The sequence below is a fragment of the Shewanella sp. genome (assembly GCF_041630135.1).
GTDB lineage: Bacteria > Pseudomonadota > Gammaproteobacteria > Enterobacterales > Shewanellaceae > Shewanella.
The window spans coordinates 41,485-55,244 of the sequence record NZ_JBFKLW010000013.1; the positions used below are offsets into that span (position 1 = coordinate 41,485).

The 13,760-nt window shown below is 52.4% G+C and carries 16 protein-coding genes and 1 tRNA gene; 12 read left to right on the top strand and 5 right to left on the bottom strand.

Annotation, left to right across the window (positions count from 1 at the left end; translation table 11 throughout):
• Positions 1-32 precede the first annotated feature (32 nt).
• From ABYK60_RS05445 to ABYK60_RS05495, 11 genes are all read left to right on the top strand, one after another.
• Positions 33-407: an arsenate reductase gene (locus ABYK60_RS05445; RefSeq protein WP_372870911.1), complete on the top strand. Its 375-nt coding sequence runs from the start codon at positions 33-35 to the stop codon at positions 405-407.
• The gene (dapE, locus tag ABYK60_RS05450) at positions 404-1,549 is read left to right on the top strand and encodes a succinyl-diaminopimelate desuccinylase (protein ID WP_372870912.1); all 1,146 of its coding nucleotides are present in this window, start codon (positions 404-406) and stop codon (positions 1,547-1,549) included. The genes ABYK60_RS05445 and dapE overlap by 4 nt, the downstream gene beginning before the upstream one ends.
• Positions 1,549-2,247 (top strand): M15 family metallopeptidase, encoded by a 699-nt coding sequence (locus ABYK60_RS05455; RefSeq protein ID WP_372870946.1) that lies wholly within the window; start codon positions 1,549-1,551, stop codon positions 2,245-2,247. Before dapE ends, ABYK60_RS05455 begins: the two co-directional genes overlap by 1 nt.
• Positions 2,244-3,071, top strand: coding sequence for an alpha/beta fold hydrolase (locus ABYK60_RS05460; RefSeq protein WP_372870913.1), 828 nt, complete (start codon positions 2,244-2,246; stop codon positions 3,069-3,071). Before ABYK60_RS05455 ends, ABYK60_RS05460 begins: the two co-directional genes overlap by 4 nt.
• 117 nt (positions 3,072-3,188) lie before the next feature.
• Complete coding sequence (locus ABYK60_RS05465) at positions 3,189-4,370, top strand: porin (RefSeq protein WP_372870914.1); 1,182 nt, start codon at positions 3,189-3,191, stop codon at positions 4,368-4,370.
• 62 nt (positions 4,371-4,432) lie between these two features.
• Complete coding sequence (locus tag ABYK60_RS05470; protein ID WP_372870947.1) at positions 4,433-4,810, top strand: phosphate ABC transporter substrate-binding protein; 378 nt, start codon at positions 4,433-4,435, stop codon at positions 4,808-4,810.
• Positions 4,811-4,964: 154 nt separating this feature from the next.
• On the top strand, positions 4,965-5,576 hold the full coding sequence (can, locus tag ABYK60_RS05475; protein WP_372870915.1) for a carbonate dehydratase: 612 nt from the start codon (positions 4,965-4,967) through the stop codon (positions 5,574-5,576).
• A 173-nt stretch (positions 5,577-5,749) separates the two neighbouring features.
• A complete protein-coding gene (gene kdnA / locus ABYK60_RS05480) occupies positions 5,750-6,937 on the top strand; it encodes an 8-amino-3,8-dideoxy-alpha-D-manno-octulosonate transaminase KdnA (RefSeq protein WP_372870916.1) in 1,188 nt (395 codons plus the stop codon).
• An 18-nt stretch (positions 6,938-6,955) separates the two neighbouring features.
• The gene (gene kdnB, locus ABYK60_RS05485) at positions 6,956-8,026 is read left to right on the top strand and encodes a 3-deoxy-alpha-D-manno-octulosonate 8-oxidase KdnB (protein ID WP_372870917.1); all 1,071 of its coding nucleotides are present in this window, start codon (positions 6,956-6,958) and stop codon (positions 8,024-8,026) included.
• A gap of 56 nt (positions 8,027-8,082) precedes the next feature.
• The gene (gene kdsB / locus ABYK60_RS05490) at positions 8,083-8,820 is read left to right on the top strand and encodes an 8-amino-3,8-dideoxy-manno-octulosonate cytidylyltransferase KdsB (protein ID WP_372870918.1); all 738 of its coding nucleotides are present in this window, start codon (positions 8,083-8,085) and stop codon (positions 8,818-8,820) included.
• 14 nt (positions 8,821-8,834) lie between these two features.
• Complete coding sequence (locus tag ABYK60_RS05495) at positions 8,835-9,080, top strand: DUF2897 family protein (RefSeq protein ID WP_372870948.1); 246 nt, start codon at positions 8,835-8,837, stop codon at positions 9,078-9,080.
• A gap of 140 nt (positions 9,081-9,220) precedes the next feature.
• Here the strand turns inward: ABYK60_RS05495 and ABYK60_RS05500 are convergent.
• The 3 genes from ABYK60_RS05500 to dnaQ all read right to left on the bottom strand — a co-directional run bounded on the left by ABYK60_RS05500 (position 9,221) and on the right by dnaQ (position 11,434).
• Positions 9,221-9,297 (bottom strand) — tRNA-Asp (locus tag ABYK60_RS05500).
• A gap of 107 nt (positions 9,298-9,404) precedes the next feature.
• Complete coding sequence (locus ABYK60_RS05505) at positions 9,405-10,700, bottom strand: TIGR03503 family protein (RefSeq protein WP_372870919.1); 1,296 nt, start codon at positions 10,698-10,700, stop codon at positions 9,405-9,407.
• Positions 10,701-10,705: 5 nt separating this feature from the next.
• Complete coding sequence (gene dnaQ / locus ABYK60_RS05510) at positions 10,706-11,434, bottom strand: DNA polymerase III subunit epsilon (RefSeq protein WP_372870920.1); 729 nt, start codon at positions 11,432-11,434, stop codon at positions 10,706-10,708.
• A 71-nt stretch (positions 11,435-11,505) separates the two neighbouring features.
• On the opposite strand from dnaQ, the gene rnhA reads away from it, so the two are divergent.
• Positions 11,506-11,982, top strand: a complete 477-nt coding sequence (gene rnhA, locus ABYK60_RS05515) for a ribonuclease HI (protein WP_372870921.1) — start codon at positions 11,506-11,508, stop codon at positions 11,980-11,982.
• A 59-nt stretch (positions 11,983-12,041) separates the two neighbouring features.
• On the opposite strand, the gene ABYK60_RS05520 is transcribed toward rnhA, so the two are convergent.
• Both ABYK60_RS05520 and ABYK60_RS05525 read right to left on the bottom strand, forming a co-directional pair.
• The gene (locus tag ABYK60_RS05520) at positions 12,042-12,938 is read right to left on the bottom strand and encodes a LysR substrate-binding domain-containing protein (protein ID WP_372870922.1); all 897 of its coding nucleotides are present in this window, start codon (positions 12,936-12,938) and stop codon (positions 12,042-12,044) included.
• 12 nt (positions 12,939-12,950) lie between these two features.
• The gene (locus ABYK60_RS05525) at positions 12,951-13,676 is read right to left on the bottom strand and encodes a class I SAM-dependent methyltransferase (RefSeq protein ID WP_372870924.1); all 726 of its coding nucleotides are present in this window, start codon (positions 13,674-13,676) and stop codon (positions 12,951-12,953) included.
• Between the last annotated feature and the right edge of the window lie 84 nt (positions 13,677-13,760).

Consider the following 13,760-nt stretch of genomic DNA (forward strand, 5'->3'; position numbering starts at 1 on the left):
TAGGCCAATTGGATCTTAATACTCTGAACTCTATGACGACATTAACAAAGTCCACGCCCATAATGTACGGCATTTCTCCCAAAAACTGCGATACCGTAAAGAAGGCCCGTAAGTGGCTCGAAGCCAACGGCCATACCGTTCCTTTCCATGATTTTCGTGTCGATGGTCTGGCTGCTGAGCAGCTGAACGACTGGGTTGAGCGCATCGGATTTGAGCCGCTGTTGAACAAAAAATCTACCAGTTTCCGTGCCCTGACCGATGAGCAAAAGCAGGATATTGACGCCACCAAGGCCGTTGCACTGATGCTGGACAACCCCACCCTTATCAAACGTCCGGTGCTGGTTAAGGGCGACGCGGTGTACACCGGCTTTAACGACAAGCTGTACAGCGAGGTATTCGGCCAATGAGCCATAACACCCACAGTGACGTGATTGAACTGACCCGCGAGCTGATATCGCGCCCGTCGGTCACCCCCCTCGATGAAGGCTGCCAGGAACTGATGGCCAAGCGCCTGGCCGCCATCGGCTTTAACATTGAGCCCATGGTGTTTGAAGACACCACCAATCTCTGGGCCCGCCGTGGAACCGAAGGGCCACTGTTTTGCTTTGCCGGCCACACCGATGTGGTGCCCGTTGGCGATATGAACCGCTGGCACACGCCGCCCTTTGACCCTGTGGTGATTGACGGTTATATCCATGGCCGCGGTGCCGCCGATATGAAAGGCTCCCTTGCCGCCATGGTGGTGGCCGCCGAACGGTTTGTGGCAGAACATCCAAACCATCCCGGCTCAGTCGCATTCCTGATTACCTCCGATGAAGAAGGCCCCTTTATCAATGGTACGGTGCGGGTGGTAGATACCCTTGAAGCCCGCAACGAGAAAATCACCTGGGCGTTGGTTGGCGAGCCATCGAGCACTCACCAGCTTGGTGATGTGGTGAAAAATGGTCGCCGCGGCAGCCTCACCGGCAACCTCACCGTAAAAGGCATTCAGGGTCATGTGGCTTATCCGCATTTGGCCGATAACCCGGTGCACAAGGCAGCACCTGCGCTGGCTGAGCTTGCCCGCATCGAGTGGGACAAGGGCAACGAGTTCTTCCCGCCCACCAGCTTCCAAATAGCCAATATCAATGCCGGCACCGGCGCGTCCAACGTGATCCCGGGCGAACTCAGGGTGATGTTCAACTTCCGTTACTCCACCGAAGTGACGGCAGAAACCCTGATCAGTCGGGTTCTTGGCATTCTTGATGCCCATGGCCTCGATTACGATATCAACTGGGTATTCAACGGTCTGCCGTTTTTGACCGGCGATGGTCCTCTGCTGGAAGCCACCCGCGAAGCCATTTTTGAGGTGACGGGTATTCACACCGATCCGCAAACCACGGGGGGGACCTCCGATGGCCGCTTTATTGCCCCCACAGGCGCTCAGGTGATTGAATTGGGCCCGGTAAACGCCACGATTCATAAGGTTAACGAATGCGTTAAAGCCAGCGATCTTGAGCTTTTGACCAGCTGCTACCAACGCATATTGGAAAAACTACTGTGCCGATAATGCCCCTTGGCGCCAGAGCCTCAATCTACGGCTTAAGCCAGCCTGAACTGGTAAATGCCGACGGCTTTTTAATGCGCCCTGGTACTGCCAGGGCGTATCTGGCTATGAAACAAGCCGCCGCTGCCGATGGCATAGCTATGGCCATTACCTCGGCATATCGTGATTTTGGCCGTCAGCTCACCATTTGGAATGGCAAAGCCGAAGGCAAGCGACCACTGTTTGATGCCACAGGCCAACCTATCGATATCAGCGCGCTCAGCAATGATGAAATAGTCAGTACCATTTTACTGTGGTCCGCGCTGCCTGGCTGTTCCCGACATCATTTGGGAACCGATCTGGATTTGTACGATGCAGGCAACATCAGCCGGGATGCGCTACAGCTCAACACCGCCGAATATAGCCAAGGTGGGCCCTGCCACGCCCTAGCCTGCTGGCTGGACCAAAACGCTGCCCGCTTTGGTTTTTTCCTGCCTTATCAGCAAGGTAAAAGTGGCGTATCACCTGAACCCTGGCATATAAGCTTTGCACCCGAAGCCGAGCCTCTGCAGGCCGCGTTCGACACTGCCGAGCTTTGCCGACACTTACAGACTCAGCCATTGGCATTAAAGGATGCAGTGCTTGTGCGTCTCGATGAGCTGGTCGACCGTTATGTCCGTTATTATGCCCCACCGACTTTTACACTGGATGATGTTTTATGACTTCCTTTGATGCCTTCAGACACAGCTTTCAACTTGCAGATACCCACTTAAGTTATCTTGATATGGGCCAGGGTCCTGTACTCCTGCTTGGCCACAGTTACTTGTGGGACAGCCAGATGTGGTGTGAACAGCTTGAAGTACTTGCAAAGCAATTTCGGGTGATTGCGGTGGACTTGCACGGCCATGGCCTATCAGGGTCTGTACCACCTCGGGTGAACAGCCTGCGCATTGTGGCCGATGACATGCTGGCGCTGATGGATGACCTTAATATAAAAGAGTTTTCTATCCTGGGGCTCAGCGTGGGCGCCATGTGGGGCGCAGAGCTTGCATTAAAGGCCCCTGCCCGGGTGCAGACGCTGGTGATGATGGACAGCTTTATCGGCTTTGAGCCGGAAATTACCCGCGCCAAATACTATGGCATGTTGGATGCGATAACAGCCGCTGGCGGTATCCCTGGCCCCATGATTGATGCCATAGTACCGCTGTTTTTCTCAAACAGCCCGGATGAGCGTCATACCAGTGCCTTTGCTGCCAGCCTTACCAGCCTTGAGGGAGCGCGCATCGCCGATATCGAGCGCATGGGTCGTTTGGTGTTTGGCCGGCGCGACACCATGGACGATGTGCACAAACTCACTCTGCCAGTACTTATCATGGTGGGAGTGGAAGACAAAGCCCGAAGTGTACTGGAAAGCTATTTGATGCATGAAGCCATTGATGGCAGCAAGCTGGTTCACATCCCTGCCGCTGGCCACATATCCTGTCTCGAGCAAAGCGCTTTTGTAAACGATGCGCTGCTGGCCTTTTTCAGCAAGCACCTGCACTGATTTCAGCTGAATGCTGTTATGAGGAGCCGTAAGGCTCCTTTTTGTTACCAAAAGGTGAATTTTTCTATTTATCAACTAGCTTTAAACTGTCTTTCCCCCTCAAAAGGACTAAGAGCCATGAGAAAAAGTGCAGTCGCAGCGACCATTGCCGCCATACTAGCCTCTCCCGGGGTATGGGCGGAAATCCAAATCAATGGTTTCGCTTCCATAGTGGCTGGCAGCAGCCTTGATGATGATGAATCCCTTTACGGTTACGACAGCGAGATTGATTTCAACCAAAACACCAAGTTTGCCATTCAGGTTGCAGCAGATCTGGGCGGTGGGCTGAGGGCAACAGCGCAATTGCTTTCCCGCGGCCGAAACGACTATGACGTTGATTTTGAGTGGGCCTATCTGTCCTACGACATCACAGACAATTTGATGCTGATGGCCGGCAGACAACGCTTTAACCTCTACAAGTATTCGGACTACATCGATGTAGGCTACGCCTATCACTGGATAATGCCACCTCAGGGCGTGTATTCACTGCCCTTCAGCAGCGGTGAGGGTGTTGGGCTGGTGTATTCAACCTTGTGGGGTGATACCGATGTTGGCATCACCTACAAGTACATTACCTCTGCTATCGATGACTATGTGCCATCCGGCACCAATGTTGCCCCGGCGCCGTATTCCGCCAAGGGTCATATCGTTAATCTTAACTTTACCACCGGTGACTTCGAATACGGCTTAAACCTCGGCTATGTGGCAGAACTCAGCTACGAATACCCGGATTTAATAGCCTTGGCGACGGCCGTTGACGGCACGGGCCTGTTTCCTGCAGACACCGGCGATGAGATTTTACCCATAGACGATTCAGCTTCCATCATAGGAATTCACGGTAAGTACGATCCTGGCAACTGGTTCATTCTGGCGGAGTACACCAGTATTGACCTTGATCCCAGCGCTTTCGCGTTGCAAGACTCAGCATTTGTGTCAGCCGGGATCCGGTTTGATTCCATCACCTTGCACGCTACTTATGGATGGGATGAAAACACGCCCCAGTACGATGCCTATGACGCTATGCTACCTGTGTATAACGCCGCCCCGGGGCCTGTGCAGGCACAGCTGGCACCACTGATGGCAGGCACAAAAATGGCACTGGAAACCCAGCAACAGGACAGCTATTACTACACCCTTGGCATGCGTTGGGATTTCCATCCCTCTGCTGCCTTTAAGATGGAATACACCGACTTTACCAATGACAAAGGCCCAGCGGCTGACGGACAGGTGCTCCTCATGGGCGTTGACCTGGTCTTTTAAGGAGAAGCATGATGAATAAGTTTACCTCTGTGCTGATACCGGGCCTTATCACTCTGGGTCTGATGGTGCTGGCGCCAGCTGCCATGGCGGAAGTCGCCGTAGTGGTTCACCCCAGCAATGGCGTTGCCATGGATAACGGCGACATATCCCGCATATACCTTGGCAAGTTAAAAACCTTTCCGGGGGGCGGACCTGTGGTACCACTGGATCTAAAAGAAGGCAGCGCCATTCGCAGTGCATTTGTTGATAAGGTGCTTGGCAAATCCGAAAGCCAGCTCAAAGCCTATTGGTCTAAGCTGGTGTTCTCCGGTCAGGGACAGCCGCCAAAGACTGTGGAAGATGCCGAAATGGTCAGTCTGGTAGCAGCCAACCCCAACATGATTGGTTTTGTGGATGCAGCCAGTGTGAATGACTCGGTAAAAGTTATCGCCAGATTCTGACATTTCATAACCAGTAAAAAGCCCCGTTAAGGGGCTTTTTTTCAGCTGCTATTCAGTAATTTGGGTTCTATCTCAATTTTTTAAATGGATTGACCAGCCACAGGAATAAATCCTGATACACTGACGCTGCATTTCGCCAAATTACGACAATAACATGAAATTACTCAAACCCTTGTTCGACAATAACCGTCGATGGGCCCAGCGCATTCAACAGGAAAACCCGGGCTTTTTCGAAACTCTGGCCAAACAGCAAAGCCCTGAATACCTGTGGATTGGCTGCTCCGACAGCCGTGTGCCCTCCAACCAGATTATCGACCTCCTGCCGGGCGAAGTCTTTGTGCACCGCAATATCGCCAATATGGTTATTCACACCGACCTCAACTGTCTGTCGGTGCTGCAATATGCCGTAGATGTTCTCAAAGTGAAGCACATCATGGTGGTTGGCCACTATGGCTGTGGCGGCGTACGGGCGGCCATGGGAACGGCAAGGCTGGGTCTTATCGACAATTGGCTGGGGCACCTTCGTGATATTCATCGTCTGCACCATGAAGAACTGACAAAGCTTGATGATAAGACGCGCTTCGACCGTCTTTGCGAGCTCAACGTGATTGAGCAGGTGGCCAATGTCAGTGCCACCAACATAGTGCAGGAAGCCTGGTCAAGAGGTCAGGAACTGGCCATTCACGGCTGGATCTATGGTATCGATAATGGGCTGCTTACCGATCTCGATGTAACAGTCGATCGCAACGCGTTTGTCGCGCAGTAAAGTTGCCGTACATTCACCGCTTCACCCCATATTGATACAGGGCAGTCATATGACTGCCTTTTTTAATTTTTTCGCGCCTGCTTATCGCTATCAAGTTGCCAACCCAGTTATAATCGTTGGGTTTTTCATTGCGCCACAGGCGCTATGCACAGAATTTTAGGAGAATCACTTCCATGCCCGGTTTTGAAATTTTTGGTCCTGAAGAAAAGCAGGAAGTCGCAGATGTTATGGAGCACGGCTTTACCTTCCGTTACAACTTCGATGGCATGCGCAATGGCCGCTGGAAGAGCCGTGAATTTGAACAGCTGCTGTGTGAAAAAATCGGCGTAAAGCACGCCCACCTGCTGTCAAGCGGTACCTCTGCCCTCACCACAGCACTGATGGCCGCTGGCATTGGTGCCGGCGACGAAGTAATCGTGCCTCCCTTTACCTTTGTTGCCACGGTTGAAGCCATCATGATGGCTGGTGCCGTACCTGTATTTGCCGAAATCGACGAGACCCTGTGTCTTTCACCCGAAGGCATTCGCGCGGCCATTACCCCACGCACCAAGGCGGTGAACTTTGTGCATATGTGTGGCTCCATGGGTCACATGGACGAAATCAAGGCCATTTGTGATGAGCACGGTATCGTTCTGCTGGAAGATGCCTGTCAGGCCATCGGCGGCAGCTACAAGGGCAAAGGCCTGGGTACCATTGGTCAGGTAGGTTGTTTCTCTTTTGACTCAGTGAAAACCATTTCCTGTGGCGAAGGCGGAGCCGTTATCACCAACGACGAAACCATCTACAACCACAGCCACATGTTCTCTGACCACGGTCACGACCACATTGGCAACGATCGCGGTGCCGAGAAGCACCCTATCATGGGTCTGAACTTCCGCATCAGCGAAATGAACGCTGCCCTGGGTCTGGCACAGCTGCGTAAGCTCGACACCATCCTCGACATTCAGCGTAAAAACAAAAAGCTGATTAAAGACGCCATGGCCGAGATCCCCGAAGTAAGCTTCCGCGTTATCCCGGATCCAGAAGGCGACAACGCCGGCTTCCTGTCCTTTATGCTGCCTACCGAGGCGCGCACCCATGAAATCAACAAGGCGCTGGCTGCCAACGGTGTGGATGGCTGCTTCTACTGGTACGTGAACAACTGGCACTACCTGAAGAACTGGAACCACATCCAGAATCTGACTGCACCAGCCGCGCTGCCGATCACACTGGTGGCCGACAAGCCTGACTACACTCAGGTTTCTGTGCCAAAATCCGATGCAATCATGAGCCGCACCATTTCCATGCTCATCAAGCTCAGCTGGACTGAAGAACAGATCCAGCAGCGTATTGCCAACATCAAGAAGGCATTTGCCCAATAATAGACGGGAGTCTTTTGCATGAAATTCAGAAATTTCAAAGCTGTACCTAAGATGATCTTCGGTCGCGGCGCCTTTAACCAGCTGGACGAAGTGCTGGCTGCCGAGCGTAAAAGCGACGAGGATTTCGTGGTATTTCTGGTTGACGATGTACACCAGGGTAAGCCACTGGAAGGTCGCATTCCTGCCAAGGCCCACGACAAGATTATTTGGGTTAACGTAGACGAAGAACCTTCTACCATTCAGGTTGATGCCCTGACCGAAGAAGTTCAGGCTTTTAACAGCAAGCTGCCGGTAAGCGTAGTAGGTCTGGGCGGCGGCTCCACCATGGATCTGGCCAAGGCCGTGTCTTTGATGCTGACCAACCCAGGTGGCTCTGCCATGTACCAGGGCTGGGATCTGATTAAAGTTGCTGCGGTGCACCACATTGGTATTCCAACCATTTCCGGTACCGGCGCCGAAGCTTCACGTACTGCAGTGCTGTGTGGCCCTGAGCGTAAACTGGGTCTGAACTCTGACTTCACCGTGTTCGACCAGATCATCATGGATCCTGAGCTGATTGCCGGCGTGCCTGTGGATCAGTGGTTCTACACAGGTATGGACTGCTACATTCACTGTATCGAGTCGCTGGAAGGCACCTTCCTGAATGAATACTCCAAGGCCTTCGGCGAGAAATCACTGGAACTGTGCCGCGAAGTGTATCTGGATGACCATCCAGAGAAAGACGACAAGCTGATGATGGCCTCTTACATGGGCGGCATGTCTATCGCTTACAGCCAGGTGGGTGCCTGTCACGCCCTGTCTTATGGTCTGGGTTATGTACTGGGCTACCACCACGGTATCGGTAACTGTATCGCCTTCAACGTGCTGGAAGAATTCTACCCAGCCGGCGTGGCCGAATTCCGTACCATGATGGAAAAGCACAACATCACCCTGCCAAAGGACATCTGTAAAGATCTGCCTGACGAAACTATCGCCCGCATGGTGAAAGTGGCCAAGAGCCTCGGTCCGCTGTGGCACAACGTCTATGGCGACGGCTGGGAAGAGAAAGTCACCGACGAGATGCTGACCAAGCTGTATCGCCGCATCTAGTTTTGTGTAGCCGGGCTCCTGCGGGAGCCCTGTTTCTTTGTGCTAAGGATTTATCCATGAACGTGACCCTGCTTATTCCGGCCCGCTACGGCTCCAGCCGTTTTCCCGGAAAGCCTCTGGCCCCCATCAATGGCAAACCCATGATCCAACACGTATACGAGCGTGCCGGACTTGCCAAGGGCCTCAGCGCCATTTACGTGGCCACGGACGATGAACGCATCAAGGATGCCGTTGAAGCCTTCGGTGGCAAGGTGGTGATGACAGGCGCTGATGCCGCATCCGGCACCGACCGTATCGAAGACGCCATCACCCAGCTGGGTCTGGGCGACGACGATTTGGTGATTAACCTGCAAGGGGATCAGCCGCTTATCGATCCGATTTCCATCGAGCAGATTATCGAGCTGTTCAAACGTCATCCGGGCGAGTTTGAGATGGCCACCCTGGGCTATCAAATCACCGACAAAACCGAGCTTGACGATCCCAAGCACGTGAAGATGGTGTTCGACAACGACATGAATGCCCTCTACTTCTCCCGCGCCCGCATTCCCTTCGGCCGCGACGTGAGCGAGTATCCGGTGTACAAGCATCTGGGTGTTTACGCCTATACCCGCCGTTTTGTGCACACTTTCAATAGCCTGCCGCTTGGGCGTCTTGAAGATCTTGAGAAGCTCGAACAGCTGCGCGCACTGGAATATGGCCACAAAATCAAAGTTGCCATCAGTGCCTTCGACTCACCGGAAGTGGATACGCCAGAAGATATCCGCCGCTGTGAAAATCGCCTGAAGGTAGACTGATGAACGGCGCCTCTATGTCGACATTGGAAGTGGTACTTATCATTGCCCTTGTGATTGGGGTGATTTTGTCCAACCTGGCAGTACTCAAGTACAGCGCCAAGTTTAAAATGCCCCAGTTTGGCGAACCTAAGAAGCCCGGCGACGATAAAGCAAAGGGCGAGCAGGACAGTGAGCAAAGCCCCGTTACCAACGGTGAGAATACCAACACCTCCGGCAAAGAGAGCGGCAACACGACCACACGGCAGAAAAAACCAGACTGATGGGTTGCTAGAAATAAATAACGCCTCTTAAATGGGGCGTTATTTATTTCCAGCTTTTTTAAACCACCTTCTGAAGAGGATGGCTAAAGGCTAAAAATCAAAAAGCCCAAGCTATTTAAAAGCTTGGGCTTGATTAATGTTGGCGGAGCGGACGGGACTCGAACCCGCGACCCCCGGCGTGACAGGCCGGTATTCTAACCAACTGAACTACCGCTCCCCAATTGATTTCTGGATAATATCCAGTCGAAAAATTCCGGTCAACGGCTTTTTTAAACTTTTAAACCAACGGGTTAAATTTCAACCACCCCATAAAATTAAGCCGCGTTAATCATCTGGAATAGTTAAATCAATATCATCCAATGTCTCTTTTACGCTCTTCTCAGACGCCGTTCTGGACGCGGCTTCAGCAGCAGCCCCTTCCAGTGCTTTTTTAAGTGCCTGCCGTTTACGCCAGAATATCAGGCCACCAACCCCCAAAAGTAACAATCCCAGGTTAATGCCGATCAGCAAAAACATCGCTTGCTCTTTTGCTTCTGCTTCCTGCTGCGCAGCAATGGCAGCTTCTCGGGCCGCCATCTCCTCTGGGCTGGGGGGCGGCGCTGGTGGTTCAATCAGGTTAAAAAACTGCTCAGGGAGACTGAGAACAATTTCACGGCCTTCATGAGTCGTTGCAAAGGCGTCGCCTTTCAGGCGATAGCTGCCGAATTCATGGACTTCGGGTAACACAAATTCAGCATTATCGGAATCGAGTTCGGAGATTGTCAGTGGTAATTGCAAACCAGCCGGACCGACGAGTTCCAACTCAAGCAATGTCTCTGATACCTTAAGCGCTTCAGCATTAATGGTTATGCCCAGCTTATAGCGCCCGGTCAAAGGATCATCAGGCGAGATAAGCTCAAGTTCGATAGGATGTTCTGAAAGTAAAATCTCTGTTTCCAACTCCCTTTCAAACACATTGTTTCGAGCCCGGACAAGATACTTATAATGCCCCCAGGGCTGATTCAAATTAAGTTTACCGGTAAAAAGCCCATCATCAGGGCGTCCGTCCAGTTCTTCGCCGTCATCCTTGTAGCTGCCTATTGTGAGGGTTCCCGTTGCAAAATTTTCGTCGCCGGGTTGATGGTTACTGATGAACCTGGCAGTCCACTCCACCAGATAATCAAGGCCCGGCATTCTCAGGCGTTCTTTGTCACCCATCAGCCTGGCAGCTACCTTGATCCGTTCGCCCTGATATAGAGGTTGTGGCAGAGGATCAATCTCTATCGACAGGTCGCTGACCATCACCAATCTGGAGCCTTCGGTAACCTTACCCAACAATTGCCACGGGCCGGGCTCGGGATTTTCGATGGTTATGATGTCGCCGGTTACACCGTCGGTCCATTTCACTGTGTCAGGGTGTCTACCGGCATACCATTTGGAACCATCGGGTAACACAACAACCACCGGCGCCGAACCATAATCTCGCTGCACGATCAGCGTGAGACGGTCGACCATGTGGTCAATGCGAAACCGATTTTTAAGTTCCCGCGCCTGTTCCTGCGGTACAGACTCGGCCGCAGAAACATTGGCCGAGCCACCGCAGATAAAAATAAGCAGCAATAGATGCAAGGCTTTGAACAAGGTGATTATCCCCGCCAGAGGCATTTGCCCGATTTGCCTACCAAATCAAGCCGTTTTTCATGATTATCCAGTTCATCGGCCGTTGCGCGAACAACTTTAAGTGGTGCTCGGTTGTCCTGCAGTCGCATGATACCGCCGTCAGCCTGGCCGCCTTCATCCGCATTCAAATTAAATTTGGTTTGGCCGCCGGTCATTATGAGATACACGTCGGCCAGAATTTCAGCGTCGAGCAAAGCGCCGTGATATGTGCGGCGGGAATTGTCTATGCCATAACGCTTACAGAGCGCATCCAGATTGTTCTTTTGTCCCGGATGTAAAAATTTAGCCACGGCCAGCGAGTCAAGTACATCACAGATGTCTTCTACCACCGGGCCTCTTGGACTCAGCATGGAGAACTCGTGGTTAATAAAACTCATATCGAACGATGCGTTATGTGCCACCAGTTCGGCACCGCGGATAAACTCTATAAAGTCACTGGCCACCTCATGAAATCTGGGTTCGGCGGCTACCCGCTCGTTGGTAATACCGTGAACCGCAATGGCTTCTTCATCAATCAGTTGACCGGGATTAAGATATTGATGATAGGTACGACCTGTGGGACGGCGATTAATCACCTCCACACAACCAATTTCAATAATTCGATGGCCAAGGTAAACAGCACCTGCCCCTTGGTTCATACCTGTGGTTTCGGTATCGAGAATGATCTGCCTTTCGGCGCTGGAAATGATATTCATAGGAAATTCTGGCCTTTATAAGGCGAAAAACGGTTATACTCGCCGGGAATCATGACTATGGTAACAACTTGATGAGCGAACACAAACAGATCCGGATTTACACCGACGGATCCTGCCTTGGCAACCCGGGACCGGGTGGCTACGGCGTGGTAATGATCTATAAGCAGCACCGTAAAGAATTGTCAGGCGGCTATGCTCTTACCACCAACAACCGTATGGAGCTGCTGGCCCCGATACTGGCGCTGGAAGCCTTAAAAGAGCCCTGTGATGTGGTACTCACCAGTGATAGCCAGTATATGCGTCAGGGGATCACCGAATGGATCCATGGCTGGAAGAAAAAAGGTTGGGTTACCGCCAGCAAAACGCCGGTAAAGAATGTCGACTTGTGGAAGCGCCTCGATGCAGCGGCCGCCAAACATAAGGTGGATTGGCGATGGGTGAAGGGACACGCGGGGCATGAGGAAAACGAGCGCTGTGATACCCTTGCCCGCGAAGCGGCCGAAGCAAATCCAACCACGGTGGATGAAGGTTACCAGGCATCTGTGTGAATGAATCAGCAGTGCTATTCACCGTGCCGTGCAGTATCGTGCTATACCGTACATTCAGCTTAAGGTCGGATATCGAAGAATCTTTTGCAGAATGCGACAAAGGCCTCAGCTAACGCCGTTGGCTGGCGGCTCTTGTGGCGAATAAGAAAGAACTGACGTGTGAGCGAAAGGCCTTCAATCTCAACCAGCCCAAGCTCCCTTCTGGCAAGTTCACGCTCAAGCGCCAGTTGCGACAATACTCCCAGCCCCGCGCCCTGCTTTACTGCAAGCTTGATGGCATCGGCGGTGGAGAAACAAAACCGCGCCTCAGGATGCAGCCCCAAATCGTGGGCCGCATTGACAAAAACTTCACGGGTTCCAGAGCCTTCTTCCCTTAGCACCCAGGGCTGACCGCGCACATCCTCTACCGACACCAGTTTACCCGCAAGAGGGTGCGCCGGATGGCAAAACACCTTCAGGCTGTCTTTGTGCCAGGGAGTAACAGTTAAGCGTCTGTCGATACAGTGCCCTTCAATAAAACCAAGCTCTACATCGAAATCAGCAACTTGCTCGATAACCTTTGTCGTATTGTGAATAGAAACGTCTACCAGGGTTTCACTGTGCTGCTGACCAAAAGCCACCGCCGACTTTGCCAGTAAGAAGTTGCCTATGGTGGTACTGGCCCCTACTTTCAATTCACCGGCAAGTACTGATGAACGGGCAGAAAAAAGCCCCTCTATTTTTTCAGCCTGATGCAAAAATTCGGTGACGAGAGGCAATAATTGACTACCCTGAGCATTCAGTTTAAGGCGATTGCCTATCCGCTCAAACAGCCGAACTGACAGCTGTTTTTCCAGCTCACCAAGCGCCATTGAAGCCGCGGGGCCCGTCATGCCCAGCTCATCGGCGGCGCGACTCACCTGCCCTTGCCTTGCAACGGCTTCGAATACCTCAAGCTGCCTTAACGTCATTTTCATTGATTACACGCCCTACTCTTCAGTCATGGCCCTATTTATCCGGCTTGCGCGGCCGGCACTGGTGGCCGTTGACCATTTGGGCTGTCTGAGTTTCCACTTTGCGCCAACAGGCGTGAGCGGTATGTCGATTTTACGAGCCACAATCAGGTAAAAACTGCCGGCACCGGGTAACCATGCCTGCAGCACATCCTGCCAGAAGCCAAAACGCTCAGGCGAGCCAATCAGCGGGTGATAAAAAAAGCGCTCGTCGCTGACAACCTGATATCCCAGCAGCCCCAACCAATCCCTGACCCTTGACGGTAGAAAAAACTGACCATCCCAAGGAGCACGCTCGCGATGTGATGGCAATAACTTACCCAAAAAAAGGCTGCTCAATGGATTACACCCTACGATAAAAAGGTATCCACCACTGATAAGCACTCTGTCGGCCTCGCGCAAAATCCGGTACGGGTCAGGTTCAAATTCCAGCAGCAGACTCATCAGCACTGCATCAATACAGGCGTTTTGGAAAGGTAATTGGTGAAATTCGGCCTGAACGCCAAGGCCTTCTGCACAGTCAAGCGTAATTTGATGGCCAATTTTACAGGCTGATGTATCCAGCGAAGAGGACAACTCTCCCAATTTTAACAAGTGATAGCCAAAGACTCTCGGCCACCAGTAAGCCAAGGTCTGGTTTACCGCTGTCATCAACTGTGGGTGTGCTGGCAGCGCCTGCCAGGGCTCCGGGGCTTGAGTCATGAGCAATTGATAAAATTGTTCGGTGCCACCAGCATACCGCAATTTTTTAAACTATGGCACTGCCCCAACCCCACGCTATCCCCT